This window comes from Mycobacterium genavense ATCC 51234 (genome assembly GCF_000526915.1).
Classification (GTDB): Bacteria; Actinomycetota; Actinomycetes; order Mycobacteriales; family Mycobacteriaceae; genus Mycobacterium; species Mycobacterium genavense.
Map to the genome: position 1 here is coordinate 235,579 of NZ_JAGZ01000002.1, position 19,346 is coordinate 254,924.

At 69.8% G+C, this 19,346-nt stretch carries 15 protein-coding genes and 1 pseudogene; 6 read left to right on the forward strand and 10 right to left on the reverse strand.

Annotated elements, in window-relative coordinates; genetic code table 11:
* Positions 1 to 130: 130 nt before the first annotated feature.
* Positions 131 to 1,002 (forward strand): annotated as a pseudogene (locus T428_RS26005) (cyclodehydratase).
* Positions 1,003 to 1,062: 60 nt separating this feature from the next.
* Complete coding sequence (locus T428_RS0105810) at positions 1,063 to 2,406, forward strand: macrolide-binding ATPase MABP-1 (RefSeq protein ID WP_025735720.1); 1,344 nt, start codon at positions 1,063 to 1,065, stop codon at positions 2,404 to 2,406.
* Here the strand turns inward: T428_RS0105810 and T428_RS0105815 are convergent.
* The 3 genes from T428_RS0105815 to T428_RS0105825 form a co-directional block, all read right to left on the reverse strand.
* Positions 2,403 to 2,672, reverse strand: a complete 270-nt coding sequence (locus tag T428_RS0105815) for a WhiB family transcriptional regulator (RefSeq protein WP_025735721.1) — start codon at positions 2,670 to 2,672, stop codon at positions 2,403 to 2,405. The two genes, T428_RS0105810 and T428_RS0105815, sit on opposite strands and share 4 nt — an antisense overlap.
* Positions 2,673 to 2,811: 139 nt before the next feature.
* Complete coding sequence (locus tag T428_RS33145; RefSeq protein WP_169733612.1) at positions 2,812 to 2,964, reverse strand: hypothetical protein; 153 nt, start codon at positions 2,962 to 2,964, stop codon at positions 2,812 to 2,814.
* A gap of 102 nt (positions 2,965 to 3,066) precedes the next feature.
* Positions 3,067 to 5,175, reverse strand: coding sequence for an ATP-dependent DNA helicase UvrD2 (locus T428_RS0105825; protein WP_025735722.1), 2,109 nt, complete (start codon positions 5,173 to 5,175; stop codon positions 3,067 to 3,069).
* A 102-nt stretch (positions 5,176 to 5,277) separates the two neighbouring features.
* Here T428_RS0105825 and mrx1 point away from each other — a divergent pair, with 102 nt between their 5' ends.
* Both mrx1 and T428_RS0105835 read left to right on the forward strand, forming a co-directional pair.
* The gene (gene mrx1 / locus T428_RS0105830) at positions 5,278 to 5,532 is read left to right on the forward strand and encodes a mycoredoxin Mrx1 (RefSeq protein ID WP_025735723.1); all 255 of its coding nucleotides are present in this window, start codon (positions 5,278 to 5,280) and stop codon (positions 5,530 to 5,532) included.
* A 55-nt stretch (positions 5,533 to 5,587) separates the two neighbouring features.
* The gene (locus T428_RS0105835; RefSeq protein WP_025735724.1) at positions 5,588 to 6,250 is read left to right on the forward strand and encodes a sensor domain-containing protein; all 663 of its coding nucleotides are present in this window, start codon (positions 5,588 to 5,590) and stop codon (positions 6,248 to 6,250) included.
* Between the two features lie 4 nt (positions 6,251 to 6,254).
* On the opposite strand, the gene nudC is transcribed toward T428_RS0105835, so the two are convergent.
* From nudC to T428_RS0105855, 4 genes are all read right to left on the reverse strand, one after another.
* Positions 6,255 to 7,178: an NAD(+) diphosphatase gene (gene nudC, locus T428_RS0105840; protein WP_025735725.1), complete on the reverse strand. Its 924-nt coding sequence runs from the start codon at positions 7,176 to 7,178 to the stop codon at positions 6,255 to 6,257.
* Positions 7,179 to 7,227: 49 nt separating this feature from the next.
* Complete coding sequence (locus T428_RS0105845) at positions 7,228 to 8,298, reverse strand: potassium channel family protein (protein WP_025735726.1); 1,071 nt, start codon at positions 8,296 to 8,298, stop codon at positions 7,228 to 7,230.
* Between the two features lie 90 nt (positions 8,299 to 8,388).
* Complete coding sequence (locus T428_RS0105850) at positions 8,389 to 11,658, reverse strand: ATP-dependent helicase (RefSeq protein WP_025735727.1); 3,270 nt, start codon at positions 11,656 to 11,658, stop codon at positions 8,389 to 8,391.
* On the reverse strand, positions 11,655 to 14,771 hold the full coding sequence (locus T428_RS0105855; protein ID WP_025735728.1) for an ATP-dependent DNA helicase: 3,117 nt from the start codon (positions 14,769 to 14,771) through the stop codon (positions 11,655 to 11,657). The genes T428_RS0105850 and T428_RS0105855 overlap by 4 nt, the downstream gene beginning before the upstream one ends.
* An 80-nt stretch (positions 14,772 to 14,851) precedes the next feature.
* On the opposite strand from T428_RS0105855, the gene T428_RS0105860 reads away from it, so the two are divergent.
* Both T428_RS0105860 and T428_RS0105865 read left to right on the forward strand, forming a co-directional pair.
* Positions 14,852 to 15,637, forward strand: coding sequence for an alpha/beta fold hydrolase (locus T428_RS0105860; RefSeq protein WP_025735729.1), 786 nt, complete (start codon positions 14,852 to 14,854; stop codon positions 15,635 to 15,637).
* A gap of 2 nt (positions 15,638 to 15,639) precedes the next feature.
* Positions 15,640 to 15,939, forward strand: coding sequence for an MGMT family protein (locus tag T428_RS0105865; protein WP_025735730.1), 300 nt, complete (start codon positions 15,640 to 15,642; stop codon positions 15,937 to 15,939).
* Between the two features lie 80 nt (positions 15,940 to 16,019).
* On the opposite strand, the gene T428_RS0105870 is transcribed toward T428_RS0105865, so the two are convergent.
* The 3 genes from T428_RS0105870 to T428_RS0105880 all read right to left on the reverse strand — a co-directional run bounded on the left by T428_RS0105870 (position 16,020) and on the right by T428_RS0105880 (position 19,228).
* Positions 16,020 to 16,874, reverse strand: coding sequence for a TIGR02569 family protein (locus T428_RS0105870; protein ID WP_025735731.1), 855 nt, complete (start codon positions 16,872 to 16,874; stop codon positions 16,020 to 16,022).
* 55 nt (positions 16,875 to 16,929) lie between these two features.
* Positions 16,930 to 18,108, reverse strand: coding sequence for an adenylyltransferase/sulfurtransferase MoeZ (gene moeZ, locus T428_RS0105875; RefSeq protein ID WP_025735732.1), 1,179 nt, complete (start codon positions 18,106 to 18,108; stop codon positions 16,930 to 16,932).
* Between the two features lie 82 nt (positions 18,109 to 18,190).
* A complete protein-coding gene (locus T428_RS0105880; protein ID WP_084298640.1) occupies positions 18,191 to 19,228 on the reverse strand; it encodes a DUF3152 domain-containing protein in 1,038 nt (345 codons plus the stop codon).
* Between the last annotated feature and the right edge of the window lie 118 nt (positions 19,229 to 19,346).

Genomic DNA, 19,346 nt, shown 5'->3' on the forward strand with positions numbered 1-19,346 from the left:
GCGATCACTATCACAGCTCCGTTCTTCGAGCGCAGGCGGAGTTTCGGTAGATACACCGTCGCGCCCCCGGCGCCCGCCGGGCTGTGGATGACCGATCGAAGCGCTGCGCCGGCCGTGGCACAGTCTGGACATGCCGGGGCCCACGATGTACGCGCTGGACCCGGCGATGCCCGTGCTGCTGCGCCCCGACGGCGCTGTGCAGGTGGGCTGGGACCCCCGCCGCGCGGTGCTGGTCCGTCCGCCCGTGGTTTGGCCGCCGCCGCACTGGCCGCGTTGTTGCGTGCGATGCGCTCACCGCTACCGCTGTCCGAGTTGCGGCGCCACGCGGTCGAACGTGGGCTGGCCGATCCCGAGGGCCTGTCCCATCTGGTCGCGCAGCTGGTGAACGCCGGTGTGGTGATTCCGGCAAGCCGGCAGGCCGGCGGTCGCGCGGCCTCGATCCGGGTGCACGGCCGCGGCCCCCTGTCGGACCTGCTGATGGAATCGCTGCGCTGCTCGGGCGCGCGAATCGCGCACAGCAGCCAGCCGCACGCCGCGGTGTCACGCGCCGCGGTGGATCTGGTCGTGCTGGCCGACTTCCTGATCGCCGATTCGCGCATCGTGCGCGACCTGCACAGCCAGGGCGTCGCGCACCTAGCCGTCCGGGTGCGCGACGGCATCGGGCTGGTCGGGCCGCTGGTCATCCCGGGCGTGACGAGCTACCTGGGCTGCGCTGACCTCCACCGCAGCGACCGCGACGCGGCGTGGCCGGCGGCCGCCGCCCAGCTGCGGGGCACCGTCGGCGTGGTCGATCGGGCCACGCTGTTGGCGACGGCGGCGCTGGCGTTGAGCCAGGTGAACCGGGTGATCGGCGCGGTGCACGGCCACGATGCCGGGCCCGATCCCGGGCCGCCGCAGGCGCTGAACGCCACGTTGGAGTTCGACCTGCACGCCGGTGCCATCGTCGCGCGGCAGTGGTCCCCCGATCCGTTGTGTTCCTGCCAACGCGGCGAATCCCGGTAACCATCGGTCGCACCGAGGCCGCACTGTTGTCTAGATCAAGCCCGGCCCGGACGAGTCGTCATGGATGATGGGTGTGTGTCAGAGATCAAACGGGGCCGGGCGGCACGCAACGCGAAGCTGGCCAGCATTCCGGTCGGGTTTGCCGCGCGGTCCGCACTGGGCATCGGTAAGCGGCTGACCGGCAAATCGAAGGACGAAGTCCAGGCCGAATTGCTGGAGAAGGCCGCCAACCAACTGTTCCAGGTGCTGGGCGAGCTCAAGGGCGGGGCGATGAAGGTCGGCCAGGCCCTGTCGGTGCTGGAGGCCGCGATCCCGGAGGAGTACGGCGAGCCGTACCGCGAGGCGCTGACGAAGTTGCAGAAAGACGCCCCGCCGTTGCCCGCCGAGAAGGTGCACCGGGTGCTCGACGCGCAGCTGGGAACCAAGTGGCGGGACCGGTTCAGCTCGTTCGACGACACCCCGGTGGCCTCGGCCAGCATCGGCCAGGTGCATAAGGCGGTCTGGTCCGACGGACGCGACGTGGCCGTCAAGATCCAGTACCCGGGCGCCGACGAGGCCCTGCGCGCCGACCTCAAGACGATGCAGCGGATGGTCGGGGTGGCCAAGCAGCTCGCGCCGGGCGCCGACGTCCAGGGCGTGGTCGACGAGTTGATCGAACGTACCGAGATGGAACTCGACTACCGGCTGGAGGCCGACAACCAGCGCGCGTTCGCCAAGGCCTATCGCGATCATCCGCACTTTGCGGTGCCACGCGTGGTGGCCAGCGCGCCCAAGGTGGTGGTCCAGGAGTGGATCCAGGGTCTGCCGATGGCCGAGATCATCCGCCATGGCACCGTCGAGCAGCGCGATCTGATCGGCACCCGGCTGCTCGAGCTCACCTTCGACGCACCGCGCCGGTTGGAGATGCTGCACGGCGATGCGCACCCGGGAAACTTCATGCTATTGGACGACGGCCGGATGGCCGTCATCGACTTCGGCGCCGTCGCGCCCATGCCCGGGGGTTTTCCGGTCGAGCTCGGCATGACCATCCGGTTGGCCCGCGACAAGAACTACGACCTGCTGTTGCCGACGATGGAGAAGGCCGGCTTCATCCAGAAAGGCCAGCAGGTGTCCGTGCGCGACATCGACGACATGCTGCGCCAGTACGTCGAGCCGGTCGTAGTGGAGGTCTTCCACTACACCCGCAAGTGGCTGCAGAAGATGTCGGCCGTCGAGATCGACCGGTCGGTGTCGCAGATCCGGACCGCCCGCCAGATGGATCTACCGCCCAAACTCGTGATCCCGATGCGGGTGATCATGTCGGTGGCGGCGATCCTGTGCCAGCTGGATGCGCACGTGCCGATCAAGGCGCTGACCGAAGAACTGGTGCCCGGGTTCGCCGACCCCGACGTCGCGGCCGTCTAGGCCGCGGCCGCGCCCTTGCGGGGGCGTCCGCGCGGACGTTTGTAGCTCACGATCGCGCCCCGCTCGAAGATCTCGCCGCCCCACACTCCCCACGGTTCGGCACGGTCCAGCGCCGCCGCCAGGCACTGCCGCCGAACCGGGCAGTCCGTGCAGAGCGTCTTGGCGCGTTCCAGGTCCGCCGGGGTCTCGGCGAACCATAGGTCGGGATCGCCGGCGTGACATGGCAACGCCGGCCGCGGCTGTCTGGGGACTGTCAGTGCCGACATGTCCTGCTCACCTGCTTCCTGGTTGGGTGTCCTTTTTCGGTGATCCGGACCAGGTTGCGGCTTTGAAAATCTTCTGCCCCAAAAAATTCGGCCACGGATCCTGTGACTTCGGGTCCGTGGCCATCTGGTGTGAACGGGGTTAGGTAAGACCCCGATCCACGGACGCGTCCGTCGCGGCGGCGGCGCGATGCTTAAGCGCAGCCGCCGGCGTAGCGGCGACGTGGGCGGCGTGGGAGGTCCACGCGGACGGCGCCGCGCCGGCCACGGCTACCTCGAACGTGTCGTTGATCATCGCGGCCACCTCCTCTGAGCATCAGACAGCGAAAATGCGACTTCGAGACTAGATAATAGCCCACGGCGCTGACAACCGATTTTCTGACCTGCGCGTTTGCCGTCAGCGGCGGCGGACCATGTCCAAGACGTCGGGCCCATACTGCTCGAGTTTGCGTGCACCGATACCGGGGATGGCGATCAGGGCCGCGTCGTCGTCGGGCAGCAGTTCAGCGATCGCGATCAGCGTGTTGTCGGTGAACACGACATACGCGGGCACCTTCTGCTGCTTGGCGACGTCCAATCGCCACTCCTTAAGCCGCAGCAGTAGGGCCTCGTCGATGTCGGCGGAGCACGTTTCGCAGCGCCGCAGCATGACGGCCGCCGGGGTGGTCAGGTTGTTGTTGCAGATCCGGCAGCGGGCCGGGCTCTGCTTGCGCCGGGATTTCCCCGGCGCCGGGTCGGCCCGAGTCTGTGGCGCGATGCCGTTGAGAAACCGCGACGGCTTGCGGGTCTGCCGGCCGCCCGGGCTGCGCGACAGCGCCCAGCTCAACGCCAAATGCACTCGGGCCCTGGTGATTCCGACGTAGAGCAGCCGACGCTCTTCCTCGACGGACTCGCTCTCGGCGCCGTGGGCCAACGCGTGCGAGATCGGCAAAGTGCCGTCGGCCAACCCGACCAGGAACACCGCATCCCATTCCAGGCCCTTGGCGGCGTGCAACGAGGCCAGGGTGACGCCCTGCACGACGGGAGGATGCCGCGCGTCGGCCCGGATCCGCAGCTCGGCCACCAGGCCCGGCAGTTCCAGCTGCGGGCGCTGGGCCACCTCGTCGTCGACCAGTTCGGCCAACGCGCTCAGCGCCTCCCAACGTTCGCGGGCGCGGGTGCCGACAGGTTCGGAGGCCGTCAGACCCAGTGGTTCCAGCACCGCGCGGACGACCTCGGGTAGTCGCTTTTCCAGCGGGCCCTCGACACCTCGTTCGGCCGCGCGGTGCAGGGCCACCATCGCCTGCTTGATTTCCTGGCGGTTGAAGAACCCCTCGCCGCCGCGCACCTGGTAGGCGATGCCGGCCTCAGTCAAGGCTTCTTCATAGATCTCGGACTGGGCGTTGACGCGGTAGAGCACCGCGATTTCGGCTGGCGCGGTGCCGGATTCGATCAGCCCCGAGATCGCCTTCGCGACGGCGGCGGCCTCGACGGTTTCGTCGGGATGCTCGTGAAACGTCGGCACCGGACCCGGCGGGCGCTGGCCGGACAGCTGCAGCTTGCTGCCGGCCACCTGGCCGCGGGCCGCGGCGATCACCTGGTTGGCCAGCGAGACCACCTGCGGAGTCGAGCGGTAGTCGCGCTCCAGGCGCACCACCGTGGCGTCCGGAAACCGCCGCGAGAAGTCGAGCAGGAACTTCGGTGAGGCACCGGTGAAGGAGTAGATGGTCTGGTTGGCATCGCCGACGACCGTCAGGTCGTCGCGGTCGCCCAGCCACGCCGACAGCACCCGCTGCTGCAGCGGGGTGACGTCTTGGTACTCGTCGACGACGAAGCAGCGGTAGCGGTCGCGGAACTCCTCGGCGACCGCGGCGTCGTTTTCGATCGCGGCCGCGGTGTGCAGCAGCAGGTCGTCGAAGTCGAGCAGCGTCACGGCCTCGTCGCGAACCTTGAGGGCCTCGTAGGCCGCGTAGACGTCGGCGACCTTCTTGGCGTCCAACGGGATGTCACGACCGGCGGCGGCGACCTCGCTCGGGTAGGCCTCCGGGCCGATCAGGGAGGCCTTGGCCCATTCGATCTCGCCGGCCAAATCGCGCACATCGTCGGTGCTGACGTTGAGCCGCAGCCGGCTGGCCGCCCGGGCGACGACGGGGAATTTGGTGTCGAGCAGTTGCCAGCCGGTGTCGCCGACCACCCGGGGCCAGAAGTACCGCAGCTGCCGATGTGCGGCCGAGTGAAAGGTCAGGGCCTGCACGGCGCCGACGCCCGATCCGATTCGTGCGTCGGCGTCCAGCGTCCGCAGTCGCGAGCGCATCTCCCCGGCCGCGCGCTGGGTGAACGTCACCGCCAGCACCTGCCCGGCGGCGACATGGCCGCCCGCCACGAGCTGGGCGATGCGGTGCGTGATGGTGCGGGTCTTGCCTGTTCCGGCGCCCGCGAGCACGCAGACCGGTCCTCGCGGCGCCAGCACGGCCTCACGCTGTTCGTCGTCCAGTCCCGCGGTCAGTGGGTCGGCGACGATCGGCATGCCGTCCATCTTGGCAGCGGTCGCCGACAAACCGGGTGTTTCGCCACGCCGAGGCGCGCGCGCCGCGCGGAACGCATCGTCGCCGGGCTACGTTATCGGGTTATGAGCAACGCTCCGATTACCGTTTACACGACGTCATGGTGTGGCTACTGCCATCGGCTCATGACCGTGCTCAAGTCCAACGGAATCCCCTACGAGACCGTCGACATCGAACACGACTCGGCGGCCGCGGAATTCGTTGGTTCGGTGAATGGCGGCAACCGCACCGTGCCGACGGTGAAGTTTGCCGACGGGTCGACGCTGACCAACCCTAGTGCGGCCGAGGTGAAAGCGAAGCTGGCCGAGGTCGCCGGCTGAACCGCAGCAAGCTCGGAGCTGAACAGGACATCGCGAGCGCCTTACGATACCAACCATGGCGTCGAATTTGCGGCCGCGACAAAACAGCCCGCTTCGCGAATTCTGGCCGGCCGCAATCGCGTGCGGGGCAATGCTGCTGATGCCGGGTTGCTCACATTCGAGCACGCCGGCCAAGCCGCACGCTCCCGTCACCCACGTCGACGACATGATCGTCGGCCTCGACGATGTCCGGCGCATCGCCAAAGCCGACGATCTCGACCGCGCCGAGGCGGACCTGACAAAGCCGGCGCCGTCGGACGCCAGTGCTCCCGGACCATGTCGGGTGGTGGGACACAACGAGCTCACCTTCGGCAACAACTGGACGGAGTTTCGTAGCGCGGGTTACCACGGGGTCACCGATGACATCCCGCCGTTGGGCCGGGCCATGGTCAACGGAGTGACTCAGGCGGTGGGGCGGTACGCGAATCCCGCCGCGGCACAGGATGCATTCCATCAGTTGGAATCGTCACTGCACGCTTGCATGGACCTGCACGATCCCAACTACAGCTTCACCCTCGACCGACCGGATCCGTCGACGCTGCGGATCACCGCCCACCAGTGGTGTCACCTGTACCGAACCAACAACGCGGCGCTGGCGTCGGTCGGCGTGGTGGGGCTGGAATCCTCGGATCAGGTCGCGAACTCGGTCTTGCAGATCATCACCGATCGCATCGGCTGACGCCTCAGTCCAGCGCGGCCCAGGATTCGATGATCACCCGCGCGATCGAAATCGACCCGGGCAGAAGCAGTTTCGACTCCGACGAACTGCCCCAGTCCCCGGCTGCAAGCGCCGCGCGCACCTCCTCGCGAGTGAACCAGGCCGCCTCGGCGATCTCGCCGTCGTTGAACGCGAACTCCTCGTCGGGGTCGGCCACCGCGTGGAAGCCGACCATCAGCGACCGCGGAAACGGCCACGGCTGGCTGCCCAGGTAGCGAACATCGGTCACGTTCAGGCCGATTTCCTCCCGGATCTCGCGGACCACGCAAACTTCGAAAGACTCTCCGGCTTCGACGAATCCGGCCAGCAGCGAGAACATCCGCTCGGGCCACATCGCCTGGTGGGCCAGCACCGCTCGGTCGCCGCCGTCGTGCACCAGGCAGATGACCGCGGGGTCGATGCGCGGAAACTCCTCGTGCCCGGTGACCGGGTTGACCCGTGACCAGCCCGCCCGGGCCGGTTTCGTCGGGGAGCCGTCGACCGCGCTGAATCGCGCGCTGTCATGCCAATTCAGCAACGCGACGGCCGACGACACCAGTTGGCTGCTGGTGTCGTCGAAGATCGGGCCGAGGCTGCGCAGGTTCACCACTTCGGTTCGGACGTCCGGGTTCTCGGGTGCTTTCAGCGCGCCACGGATGGCCCAGACGTGTCGGTCGTTTTCGATGCGGCCGAGGAAAACCGCGTCGTGGGGCGGCTTTTCGCCCAGTTCGGTCGCGTCGCCGAGCACCACCCGGCCGTCGGCGACCAGCACCTGGTTGCGCGAATCCACCCGCAGCAGCGCCGCATCCGCCCAGCCGACGGTGGCCGCCTCGACGTCGGTGCGCAGTTGGTCGGCCCGATCGGCGCCGACGCGCGAGAGCAACGGAACACTGCTCAGCTGAAAGTCCACGCTATGCCTCCCCGGCGCCGACCCAGTGCGCCCGCGCTTGTGATCGCCACTAATGCCCCGTGTTTTTGATGTAGAGCAGCCGGTCGGCGGCCTCGATGGCGTCCACCTCGGGTGTGCCGATGCGAAGTAGATGTCCGTCGCGCACCACGCCGAGCACGATGTCGCGCAGATGCCGCGGCGATCCGCCGACTTCGCTGGCCTCCACTTCGCGTTCGGCGATGGCCAGCCCGGCGTCGGGGGTCAGCAGGTCCTCGATCATCTCCACGACGCTGGGGGTGGTGGTGGCCAGGCCGAGCAGCCGGCCCGCGGTCTCCGAGGAAACCACCACCGAGTCGGCGCCGGATTGCTGCAGTAGGTGCGAGTTCTCGGCTTCCCGGATGGCGGCCACGATCTTGGCCTTGGGCGCGATCTCTCGCGCGGTCAGGGTCACCAGCACCGCGGTGTCGTCCCGGTTGGTGGCGACGATGATCGACGACGCGTGCTGCGCGCCGGCCAGCCGCAGCACGTCGGATTTGGTGGCGTCGCCGTGCACGGTGACCAGACCCGCGGTGGTGGCGTGCTCGAGGGCGCCGCGATCGGTGTCGACGACGACGATCTCGCCCTGGGCGGCGTCGTCGCTGACCCGCGCGGCGACGGCGCGTTTGCCCTTGGTGCCGTACCCGATCACGATGGTGTGGTTACGCACTCTGTTCCTCCAACGCTGAATTTTCCACCCCTGGCGGGACCGCTCGGAGAGCACTTCGAGCGTGGTTCCGACCAACACGACCAGGAACGCGATGCGCAGCGGGGTGAAGACGACGGTGTTGATCAAGCGCGCGTTGTCGGTGATCGGCGTGATGTCTCCGTAGCCGGTCGTCGACAGCGACACCGCCGAGAAATACAGGCAGTCCAAGAACGTCAGCTGTGTGCCACGGATGTCGCGGTAGCCGTTGCGGTCCAGGTAGACGACGAGGGCGGCCCCGAACAGCACTAGCAGCGCGATGACCAGCCGCCGGGTGATGACGCGCGCCGGGCTGCCGTGGTCTTCGGGGATACGCAACACGCCGACCAGCAGGTGACCGGGCTGGGTAGTCAGTCTCTCGTCGAGACCACGCAGCCGTCGCAAACTACCCTTGGGCACTGCGGTCCATCACTGGCCGGACCACCACGCACGCCACACGCACGACTCAAATGTAACCACGATCGCCGCGCGGCAGACACTTGATCGCCCTCACACGGCGACGTCGCGCTCGCCGGCGGGGGCCAGTCCCGCGAGCCCGGTGAGATCGGGCAGTTCGTTGGGGACCACGGTGACGCCGGTGCGCACGTAGTGGAACGCAGTCCGCACCGCGGACGCCGGGCATCCGGACAACGCCGCCCACGCCTGGCGGTAGACGGCGAGTTGGACGGCGGCCTGTCGCATCGCCTCCGCGCCGCGCGGCGGTTCGCCGGTCTTCCAGTCCACCACCGTGGCCCCGCCGTCGGGCTCGGCGAACACCGCGTCGATGCGCCCGCGGATCACGGTGTCGCCGATCGGCATCTCGAACGGGACCTCGACGGCAACGGGTGTGCGGGCCGCCCACGGCGATCGGATGAAGGCCTGCTGCAGCGCGGCCAATTCTTCGGTGTGGCCGCGATCCGAATCCGCCGCCCCGGGCAGATCACCCAGATCGAACAGCGCCTCGGTTCCGTAGAACTGTTGCACCCAGGAGTGAAAGGCATTGCCCAGCAACGCATGTGGATCAGGCCTGGTCGGCAGCCGATGCACCAGCCGCTGCACCGCGCCCTCGGGATCGCGGGCCAGGTCCACCAGGCCGCTGACCGACAGCTGGCTGGGCAGTGCCCGGGCAACTCGTGGTTCGGAGCGAGCACGCTCGGCCAGTAATGCATCGACGTCCGCGGCCCACCCGTCGATGTCGACCTGGTCGTGCGCCGGGCCCGACGCCATCGCCTCGGTCACCAGCGCCGCGCCACGCTCCACGTCGCGGCGGCGCCCGGCCAGCGGGTCGATAGGCCAGACGCCTTCGATGATCTTGTCGCGCAGTGGATTTGGCTCACCCTCGGCGGGTGCTGGAGCCCAGTGTTCCACTACCCCACAGGGATCGCCGGCCGCGGCCGACCGGTCGATGATGTCCTTGAGTTCGCACAGGAATTCCGACGGCCCCCGCGGCTTGATCCCCGTCGGGCCCCAGTGATGACCGGAGACCAGCAGCGTGTCCTCGGCCCGGGTGATCCCGACGTACAACAGTCGGCGCTCTTCATCGACACGCCGCTGCTCCAGCTGACGGCGATGCTCGGCGATCTTGTCCGACAACTGTTTTCGATTCGTGACGTCCGAGAGGTCCAGCACCGGGATGCCCAGCGAGCCGGCCGACGCGCGATCGCCGCGCAGCAGCGGCGGCAGCTCGGCGGCATCGGTCAGCCAGCTGCTGCGCGACGTGGTCGACGGGAACGTTCCGCCGGACAGGTGCGCCACCGCGACGACTTCCCACTCCAGCCCCTTCGCGGAATGCACGGTGAGCACCTGGACCCGATCCCGTGCGACGGTCAACGGCGCGGGCGCCAAACCGTTTTCGACGACCTCGGCGGCATCCAGGTAGGCCAGCAGCCCCAACACGGATACGTCGGTCGCGCTTGTTCGTTCGGCGTAGCCGGCGACCACGTCGGCGAAGGCGTCGAGGTGTTCGGCGCCGGCCCAGCCGCCATGGCCCGCAGCGGCACGGACTTCGCAGTCGATGCCCAGCACGCGTCGCACCTCGGCGACCAGATCGGGCAGCGAATGGCCGAGATGACCGCGCAGGGCGCGGAGCTCGGCGGCCAGCGCGGTGATGCGTTGATATCCCGCAGTCGAATACGAGGCGGCCGGGCCGGGATCGTCGATGGCGTCGGCCAGACACGCGGCGTCGGCTTCGATGTTGGACGGACCGGCGGCCAGCGCGATCGATTCGGCCGAGGACGCGTCGGTGGGCCGTCCCGCGCCAAGGGCCACGGCACGCTGCCAGAGCGCGGCGACATCCCGGCCGCCCACCCGCCAGCGCGGCCCGGTCAGCACCCGCATCGCCGCCGCACCGGCCGTGGGGTCTGCGACCAGCCGCAGCATGGCCACCAGTTCGGCCACTTCCGGGATGGACAGCAGCCCGGCCAGCCCGACGACCTCAACCGGGACCCCGCGGGCGCGCAGCGCGTCGGCGATGGGAGCGGCATCGGCGTTGCGGCGCACCAGCACCGCCGCGGTCGGCGGGCTGACACCGGCGGCGGCCGCCCGCTGGTAGTGCTCGTGCAGGTGGTCGGCGATCCACTCGCGTTCGGCCTGGGCATCGGGAAGCAGCGCGGCACGCACGGTGCCGGGCGGGGCGTCCGGCCGGGATCGCAACGCGTGCACGGCCACGGATCGGCGCCGCGCCTCCGCGGAAATCGCGTTGGCGATGTGCAAGGTGCTGGGCGGGTTGCGCCAGCTGGTCCGCAGCTCCAGCACCGGCGCCGGAGTGCCGTCGGATCGGGGGAAGTCGGTGGTGAACCGGGGCAGGTTGGTCGCCGACGCGCCGCGCCAGCCGTAGATCGACTGGATCGGATCGCCGACGGCCGTCAGCGCCAACCCGTCGTCTTGACCGTTCGAGCCGCCGCCGAACAGGGCCGACAACACGACGCGCTGGGCGTGGCCGGTGTCCTGGTATTCGTCGAGCAGGACCACCCGGTAGCGGCTGCGCAGGTCCTCCCCGACTTGCCGGAAATTGGCGGCAAGCCTTGCCGCCGAAGCCATTTGGACGCCGAAATCCATGACCTTCGCGGTGCGCATCCGCTCCCACAACGCGTCGAGCAGCGGCACCAGCTCAGTGCGCTCGGTCTGCGCGGCGAGCAGGCGCAACAACCATTGGCTGGGGCCGCGGTCACGTTGGTAGGGCCCGGCGGGCAGGGCATGAACCAACCGCTCCAGCTCGAGGTGGGTGTCGCGCAGCTGGTCGGTGTCGACCAGATGCTCGGTGAGCTGGCCCCACAGTCGCAGCACCATCGAGGTGACCGCGGCCGGCGTCTTGTCGGTGCTCAGCTGCCCGCCATAGCCGTTGACCACGTCGAAGGCCAGCTGCCACAGCTCGGTCTCACCGAGCAACCGGGTGTCGGGTTCGATCGGCAACAGCAGTCCGTGGTCGCGCAGCAGCGAGCCGGCGAACGCGTGATACGTGCTGACCGTCGGGGTGCCCGCCGATTCGAGAACGCCCGAGCCGATACCGGCCAATCGCGCCAGCCGGGAACGGACCCGGCGCAGCAGCTGCCCGGCGGCCTTGCGGGTGAACGTCAGCCCCAGCACCTGACCGGGTTCCGCGTAGCCGTTGGCGATCAGCCACACCACCCGGGCGGCCATCGTCTCGGTTTTGCCCGCGCCCGCCCCTGCGATCACGACGAGCGGTCCGGGCGGGGCCGCGATCACGGCGGCCTGCTCGGCGGTGGGAGGGAAAAGCCCGAGCGCGCAGGCTAATTCCTCCGGGCTGTAGCGCGGGCTCATGACGCCGACCCGTCGACGTGGGCGGGGCACCACTGCCGGATCGGGCAGTGCGAGCAACCGTCGTTACGTCGGGCGACGAATTGCGGGCCCGCGGTCGCGGCGGCTGCGCGCGTCACCAGGTCGCGCCAGTCGTCGCGACCGGCCACTGTCAGGGGGTCCTGCTCTCGTACGGTGGCGCCCGCCGGCCCGGTCTTGCCGATGTAGACCAGCCGTGCGCCGCCGGGCTCGTCACCGTCGGCCAGCAGGCCTTCGGCCACCGCCAGCTGGTACATCGCCAGCTGAGCATGCTGTTGCGCATCGTCTTTGCTGACCGGTGTTTTGCCGGTCTTGATGTCGACGATCACCAATCGGCCGGCCCCGTCGCGTTCCAGCCGATCGACCCGGCCGCGCAGCCGGACTTGACCGCCGTCCTCGCCCGGCGCGCCGAGGACGCCGTCGACGTTGACCTCGACGCCGACCTCGGTGAGCTCGCTGCGCGTCTGTGCTCGCCACTCGACGAACGCCTCGATCATCGCGCGATGCCGGGTCAGCTCGTTGTCCGCATACCAACGAGCGTCGAAAGGCAGGTGCTGCCAAGCCCGTTCCAGCTCGGCCAACAGTTGCGTTTCGGTTTTGCCCGGTTCGGCGATCAGCGCGTGCAGCACCGAGCCGAGCGTGGACCGCAGCTCGCGTGGGTTGGTTCCGCCGTGCCGCTCGACCAGCCAGCGCAGCGGGCAGTCGTTCAGCATCTGCAGCGTCGACGGTGTCAGCGTGACCGGATCGCCGCGGTCGCGCAGCGGATCGGTGGTGCTGACCGCGGTCAGACCGTGCCAGCCGGACGGGTCGGCGCCCGGCACACCCGCGGCGGCCAACCGTGCCAATTGCGTTGCCGCACAGTGGCGGGCCGCATCGTCGACGGTGCCGCCGGGCGCGCAGACCACACCCCGCAGATGGCCCACCAGCGCCACGGACGACAACACCCGAGGAGTCGAAACAGGCTGTGCCGCAGCGTGTTCGGCGTCTTCGTCGGCCCACTGCGCGACCTCGAAGAAGAACGGTGAGGGCAGCGCGGCTCCGCCGTCCGTCCCGCCGGTGTCACTGTCGACGGCGGTCACCAGCAGCCGGCGCCGGGCCCGGCCCATCGCGGCCACCAGCAGCCTGCGCTCCTCGGCCAGCAGCGGCGCCCGCACCGAGGCGTCCGGGCAGACGCCGTCCAGGACGTCGAGCAGCCGCTGGGTGGCCAACACCCCGCCGCGCGGAACAGTGTTGGGCCACAACCCATCCTGCAGGCCGGCGATGACTACCATGTCCCATTCGTGTCCCAGCGCGGCGTGGGCGCTGAGCACCTGGACGTGCTCGGCCGGCGACGCCGGTTCGGTCTTGACGCTCGGCAGCTGCAATGCCGCGGCGTGCTCGAGCAGGCCGCGCAACGACGCGCCGGGGGTGCGCGAGACGTACTGATCGGTGACGTCGAACAACGCGGTCACCGCCTCCAGGTCCCGGGTGGCCTGCGCGCCCGCGGTGCCGCCGCGCTCGGCGGCCGCCAGCCAGCGGCGCTGCAGGCCGGACCGGTGCCATGCCGCCCACAGCGTGTAGCGCGGATCTTGGCCGTCGCGGTGACAGCGCGCGGCCGCATCCAGCACCGCGCGCACCCGCCGCAGCGGGCGAGACGCGGGTGGCGGCGTTTGGCCGCCCAGCGCGGCCACCACCATCTCGGCGAAACTCGCTGGGACACCGGCGGGTTGGCCGCGCAGCAGGGTGCGGCGCAGCTGTCGCAACGTGACCGGGTCGACGCGACCGATGGGGCCGGTCAGCAGTGCCAGCGCCTGGTCGCCGTCCAGGCCGTCGGCGGTCGCGGCCAGCACCGTGAGCATCGCCTGCACCGCGGGCTCCGCGGCCAGCGATCCGGTCACCGCGGGTGCGGCCACCGGCACCCCGGCGGCCGCCAGCGCCCGCGGCAGCCGGGCCCCGGCGCGTGGCACCGACCGCACGATCACCGCCATCCGCGACCACGGCACGTTGTCGACCAGGTGCGCGCGCCGCAGCGCGTCGGCGACCAGCGCGGCCTCCGCGTGTGCCGAGGCCGCCAGCCGCACCTGCACCGCTCCCCGCTCGGTGCCGGTGCCGTCGATCTGCCGGCCCTCGCTGCTGCCGGGCAGCCGGGCGGCGATGCCGCTGACGGCACGAGCCACCGCCGGGGCACACCGATGCGACTGGGTCAGCGTCACCGCCGTCGAGTCGCCGTCGAGCAGCCCGGCCGGCTCGCCGCCGCGGAAGCCGAACACCGCCTGGTTGGGGTCGCCGGCGACCAGGGCCAGTTCGCGTCCCGCCGCCAGCACCCGGACCAGGCGTGCTGCCTGCGGGTCGAGTTGTTGGGCGTCGTCGATCAACAAGACCCGGATGCGGGCGCGCTCGGCGGCCAGCAGCTCGGCGTCGACCGCGAAAGCCTCCAAAGCGGCGCCGACGAGTTCGGCGGCACCCAGCGCCGGCGTCGTCGCCTGCGGGGCCGCGGTACCGACCGCCGCGCGCAACAGCATCACCTGCTCGTACTGCTGCGCGAATCGGCCCGCCGCGGTCCATTCGGGTCGGCCGCGCAGGCGGCCGAGGCGCTGCAGATCCTGCGGGTCCACACCTCGTTCTGCGCAGCGCGCCAACAGGTTTCGCAGTTCGGTGGCGAAGCCGGCGGTGCTCAGGGCGGGCCTCAGATGCTCCGGCCATGCGCAGGTGCCCGCGCCTTCGAGGTCGCCGGCCAGCAGCTCGCGGATGATGGCGTCCTGCTCGGCGCTGGTGACCAGTCGCGGCGGAGCGTCCCCGGCGCGCTCGGCGGTGCGTCGCAAAACGGCGTAGGCGTAGCTGTGCACGCTGCGCACCACTGGCTCGCGGATCGCGGACCGGCCCGGGCCGGTCGCCCACAGCAATGCCATCGTCAGCGCACTGCGCTGCCGCATCCCGATCCGCCCCGAACCGGTAAGCAGCAGAACCGATTCCGGATCGACGCCCGCGTCGACCGCGGCGACCGCGGCATCGACCAGCAGGCTGCTCTTCCCGGTGCCCGGGCCGCCCAGGATTCGGATCAGGCCGCGGGCACCCGGAGCCAGCACGGCGCTCGCCTCGGCACCCCAGGTCAACGACATACCGGCATGACATCACGAGGGTCTGACAAGTCGATGCGGCTGCGGCCGACGATGTCGGCCGGGCCTGGCATCATCGACGCGTGACCGCCGACCTTCACGTGCACCGCTTCGGCCCGCCCGGCCCGGTGCAGATGCTCGCCCTGCACGGACTGACCGGCCACGGCCAGCGATGGCAGCTGTTGGGCGATCAACTGCCCGAAATCGCCATCGCCGCTCCCGATTTGCTCGGTCACGGCAGGTCGTCGTGGGCGGCACCGTGGACGATCGACGCCAACATCGCGGCGCTGGCTGCGCTGCTCGACGAGGTGGCGCAGGCCCCGGTGCTGGTCGTCGGGCACTCGTTCGGCGGCGGGCTGGCGATGCACTTGGCCGCGGTCCGGCCGGATCTGGTGGCGGCGCTGCTGTTGCTGGACCCCGCGGTCGGCTTGGACGGGCAGTGGATGCGCCAAATCGCCGAGGCGATGTTCTCCTCGCCCGACTACCCGGATCCGGCCGAAGCCCGCATGGAAAAGGCGACGGGCTCCTGGGCGGACGTCGATGCCAGCGCGCTCGACGCCGAACTCGACGAGCATCTGGTGCGGCTGCCCAGTGGACGCTACGGCTGGCGGGTCAGCGTGCCGGCGATGATGTCCTATTGGAGCGAATTGGCCCGTCCCACCGTGTTTCCGCCGGCGGGAACGCCGACGACCTTGGTGCGGGCGGCCTGGACGACGCCGCCCTACGTCACCGATGAACTCGTCGACGGTCTGCGGGAACGACTGGGCTCCGATTTCGAGCTGCTGACCTACGAGTGCAACCACATGGTGCCCGGCGCCAAACCGACCGAGGTCGCCGCGCTGGTCCGCAAGCAGCTGCGGGCGCGCTGACCATGGCGCCGGTGACCGAGGCTCAAGTCGAGCGGGTGCGTGCTCTGGTCGCCGCGATCCCCTCCGGCCGCGTGGCGACCTACGGCGACATCGCCGCTGTCGCAGGGCTTTCCAGCCCGCGGATCGTCGGCTGGATCATGCGCACCGACTCCTCCGACCTGCCCTGGCACCTGGTGATCACCGCGTCCGGACGACCCGCCCGGCATTTGACGACGCGGCAATTGGAACTCCTGCGCGCCGAAGGAGTGCTGTCGAAAGACGGCAGGATCGCGCTCGCCCACGTTCGCTACGAGTTTCCGTGATGGGCACCCCGTCGAATCGACGTGAGCGTGCACTGTCTCGGCGTGTCGTCGCGCTGGCGTCGGTGTCGCCGCCCGACCGCCTAGAGCACCAGGCGAATCAGGGCCGCGGTGCGGGCCAGGCCGGGGAATGCCTCGGCGGTCGACCGTGGGTGCAGCGCGTGAACAGCCAAACGAAACATCAACGCGCGCAACAACATTTGTGGCCAATCCGGCAGAGCGTTCCAGCGTTCGATCAGTCCGTCGTCGGCCTCGCCCCAGGACAGGGCGTCGACGACGACCACGCCGGCCGCCCATGAGGCGGGGCGCCAGTACGGCGTGATGTCGGTGATCCCCGGCGCGGCCGTGCCGACGAAGAGCACCGTCCCGTAGAGGTCCCCGTGCACCAGCTGATTGGGGCTTTTGGTCGGCTTGCGCAGGGTGGCGAGCTGGCTGATCAGCTCGACGGATCGCTCCGCGTCGGCGCTGGGCGGGGCGGTGCGCGCGCCCGGCGGGATCGACTGCAGTGGCCGCTCTTCCCAGGCGCTGCGGTCGGCGGCGATGAACACGTCGACGTCCGACCACGGCGCGGTGGGTCCCTGGGTCAGGAATCGGGGGCGCTCCAGTTTGCCGGTGGCCTCGTGCAGGCGCACGGCGGCCGAGACGACTTCGTCGTGGCGGGGCTCCGGCGTGCCAGCGACGAACGTGTCGGCGCGCCATCCGGAGACCACATAACGGCCGTCGGTCGAGCGGACCGGCCGGGCCAGCCGCACCCCGTCGACGAACAGCGTTTCCCGCACTCGCGCAGACCAGGCTGCCCGCGCGTGGTCGGCCACCACCGAGAGGACGACCTCGCCGCAGCGCCAGCCGCCTTCCCAGCTGGCGGCCAGAGCGATCGGCTTGACGCCGGTCAAACCAAACGCCGAAAGCACATGCTCTGGCGGTGGTTCAACGTTCACGGGGGTTAGCCTAGCGGGGCGACGATGCGCGTCGGCACGACGCGCTGAGGAGCCGTCAGTACATCACCATGTCGGGCTGCATCTGCTGGGCCCACGCCACGATTCCGCCTTGCAAGTGGACGGCATCGGAGAATCCGGCCTTCTTCACCGCGGCCAGCGCCTCGGCCGAGCGCACACCCGTCTTGCAGTACAGCACCGCCGTGCGGTCGTGCGGCAGCTTTGCCAGCCCCTCACCGGAGCTGATCGACGACTTCGGGATCAGCTGGGCCCCGTCGATGTGATTGATGTCCCACTCGTCGGGCTCGCGCACGTCGATCAGGGCCAGCTTCTTGCCCGAGTCCAGCAGCGCGCGCAACTCCCCCGGCGTGATCGTCGAGCCGCTGACCGCCTGGGCCGCATCGTCGGAAACCGCACCGCAAAACGTCTCGTAGTCGATCAATTCGGTGATCTTCGGCGTGGCCGGGTCCTTGCGGATCTTGATCGTGCGGTAGCTCATCTCCAGCGCGTCGTAGATCATCAGCCTCCCCAGCAGCGGCTCGCCCAGGCCGGTGATCAGCTTGAGGGCCTCGGTGCCCATCACCGACGCGATCGAGGCGCAGATGATGCCCAGCACGCCGCCTTCGGCGCACGACGGCACCATCCCGGGCGGGGGCGGCTCGGGGTACAGGTCGCGGTAGTTCAGGCCCAGGCCGTCGGGAGCGTCCTCCCAGAACACCGAGACCTGGCCCTCGAACCGGTAGATCGACCCCCAGATGTACGGCTTTCCGGCCAGCACCGCGGCATCGTTGACCAGGTACCGGGTGGCGAAGTTGTCGGTGCCGTCCACGATCAGGTCGTACTGGGCGAACAGGTCCACGGCGTTGCTCGCCTCCAGCCGAAACTCGTGCAGACGCACCTCGACCAGCGGATTGATCGCGTGGATCGAGTCGCGCGCCGACTGCGCCTTGGGCCGCCCGACGTCGGCGGTGCCGTGGATGATCTGGCGCTGCAGGTTGGACTCGTCGACGACGTCGAAGTCGACGATGCCGATCGTCCCGACGCCGGCCGCGGCCAGATACAGCAGTGCCGGTGCGCCCAGTCCGCCGGCGCCGATCACCAGCACCCGCGCGTTCTTCAGCCGCTTCTGCCCGTCGACACCCAGGTCCGGAATGATCAGATGGCGGCTGTAGCGCGCCACCTCGTCTCGGCTCAGCTCGCCGGCGGGTTCGACCAGTGGCGGCAACGATGTGGACACCGAACATCTCCTCGGTCAGCTTCGCGATTCAACGTCTCCAGTCAACGCCTCGATCGCCGCCAATGCTTCCCCCGGTGGGGGTTTAGGCGATCGGATACGGCCAGGGGTTGAAGCGGCAGGTCTTGCCGTCGGCCTTGACGTAGTCCGGGTCGAACTTGGCGGCGTCGTCGTTGGCGGTGGAGAACGTCTGCTGCATCATCACCGGCGCCAAGCCGCCCTGCTTGTCGCATGGTTCGTGGCGGACGTAGCCGATGGCGTGGCCCACCTCATGGTCGATCACGTACTGCCGGTACGAGCCGACGTCCCCTTCGAACGGCACGGCGCCGCGCACCCAACGCGCCTCGTTGATGAACACCCGCGCCTGCCGCTCCGGTCCGTACGCCGGGTTGTAGCAGGAAGTCTCCAACCGGAATTCGTAGCCGCAGCCCTCGCGCACGGTCACCGGGGACACCAGCGAAATCCGGAAGTCCGGTTTACCCACACTGCTTGCGTCGATCCTGACGAACGCGAACTGCGGGTTGTGCGTCCAGCCCTTGGGGTTGGCCAGCGTCTGATCGACCATCGCGGCGAAGGCGTCGTCACCGCCGAACATCGCTGGGTCCAAACCGTTTTCGACTTCGACCGTGTAACGGAACACCTTGGCGGTGCCCTGCCCGATCTGCGGTGTGGTGCCCGGCACGATGTGCCAGGTCTTGTCCCCGGCTTCGGTGAACGGGCCGCCGTCCGGCAGCGTTCCGGCCGGCAGGTTGGCGTCGAAGGTGGCCAGGCCGTGCGGCGGTGCGTCGAGGATCGCGGTGCCCACCGCACCGATGGCCGGCGGACCTTGAATCGCCGGCTTGCTCGCCGTCGGTGTCGGCGCGCCGACACCGGTCACCGTCTGGTAGAGCACAACGGCGGTCAGCGCCACCAGAACCGGCAGCGCATACGCGCGCCAGCCGTAGGTGGAGATGAAGCGGCCCAGCCACGATTGTTTCCGCCACTGGCGGGGACGATCACGGTCGGCCCGGCTGCGCCCGGTGCCCAGCGCGATCGGGTCCCGCAGCGCGCGAAGTGGTTCGCGCCACTCGTCACGCAGCACCGGCACTCGACCGCTGCCCTGCACGGGCGGCTCGGACGTCATTGCCCCAGGATGGCACAGCCGGGACGCCGCACGTCCCTGGAGCGCCCTACGACGCCGGTTCTCCCTGCGCCGACCGCGCCGATGCCGGTTGCACGTACACCATGGGTAGTAATGTCTG

Excerpts from the sequence above, each read along its gene's own strand:
- T428_RS0105880 (WP_084298640.1), bottom strand. The coding sequence starts at position 19,228 with ATGACGTCCGAGCCGCCCGTGCAGGGCAGCGGTCGAGTGCCGGTGCTG.
- mrx1 (WP_025735723.1), top strand. The coding sequence starts at position 5,278 with ATGAGCAACGCTCCGATTACCGTTTACACGACGTCATGGTGTGGCTAC.
- T428_RS0105850 (WP_025735727.1), bottom strand. The coding sequence starts at position 11,658 with ATGAGCCCGCGCTACAGCCCGGAGGAATTAGCCTGCGCGCTCGGGCTT.
- T428_RS33145 (WP_169733612.1), bottom strand. The coding sequence starts at position 2,964 with ATGATCAACGACACGTTCGAGGTAGCCGTGGCCGGCGCGGCGCCGTCC.
- T428_RS0105815 (WP_025735721.1), bottom strand. The coding sequence starts at position 2,672 with ATGTCGGCACTGACAGTCCCCAGACAGCCGCGGCCGGCGTTGCCATGT.
- T428_RS0105810 (WP_025735720.1), top strand. The coding sequence starts at position 1,063 with ATGGATGATGGGTGTGTGTCAGAGATCAAACGGGGCCGGGCGGCACGC.
- T428_RS0105855 (WP_025735728.1), bottom strand. The coding sequence starts at position 14,771 with ATGTCGTTGACCTGGGGTGCCGAGGCGAGCGCCGTGCTGGCTCCGGGT.
- T428_RS0105835 (WP_025735724.1), top strand. The coding sequence starts at position 5,588 with ATGGCGTCGAATTTGCGGCCGCGACAAAACAGCCCGCTTCGCGAATTC.
- T428_RS0105865 (WP_025735730.1), top strand. The coding sequence starts at position 15,640 with ATGGCGCCGGTGACCGAGGCTCAAGTCGAGCGGGTGCGTGCTCTGGTC.
- T428_RS0105825 (WP_025735722.1), bottom strand. The coding sequence starts at position 5,175 with ATGCCGATCGTCGCCGACCCACTGACCGCGGGACTGGACGACGAACAG.